The organism is Kitasatospora sp. A2-31 (genome assembly GCF_022288725.1).
Lineage (GTDB): Bacteria > Actinomycetota > Actinomycetes > Streptomycetales > Streptomycetaceae > Kitasatospora.
In genome coordinates this window covers 623,508-623,717 of the sequence record NZ_JAKNTA010000003.1, presented here as the reverse complement: position 1 = coordinate 623,717, position 210 = coordinate 623,508, and the positions used below count along the sequence as shown (strand labels likewise).

Annotated in this window: 1 rRNA gene and 1 other annotated feature (both running past the window's edge); the gene reads right to left on the bottom strand. The window is 59.5% G+C overall.

Annotation, left to right across the window (positions count from 1 at the left end):
- Positions 1-210, bottom strand: a 16S ribosomal RNA gene (locus MCM47_RS11690) (it extends past both window edges: 104 nt to the left, 703 nt to the right).
- Positions 84-210 (bottom strand) — a sequence feature (mutual gap in cmsearch alignment for this rRNA model is longer than 100); it runs 371 nt beyond the window's last position. It overlaps the preceding rRNA gene by 498 nt.

Here is a 210-nt window from a genome sequence, read left to right as displayed (position 1 = left end):
CTCCCCTTACGGGTTAGGCCACCGGCTTCGGGTGTTACCGACTTTCGTGACGTGACGGGCGGTGTGTACAAGGCCCGGGAACGTATTCACCGCAGCATGCTGATCTGCGATTACTAGCAACTCCAACTTCATGGGGTCGAGTTGCAGACCCCAATCCGAACTGAGGCCGGCTTTTTGGGATTCGCTCCGCCTCGCGGCATCGCAGCCCTT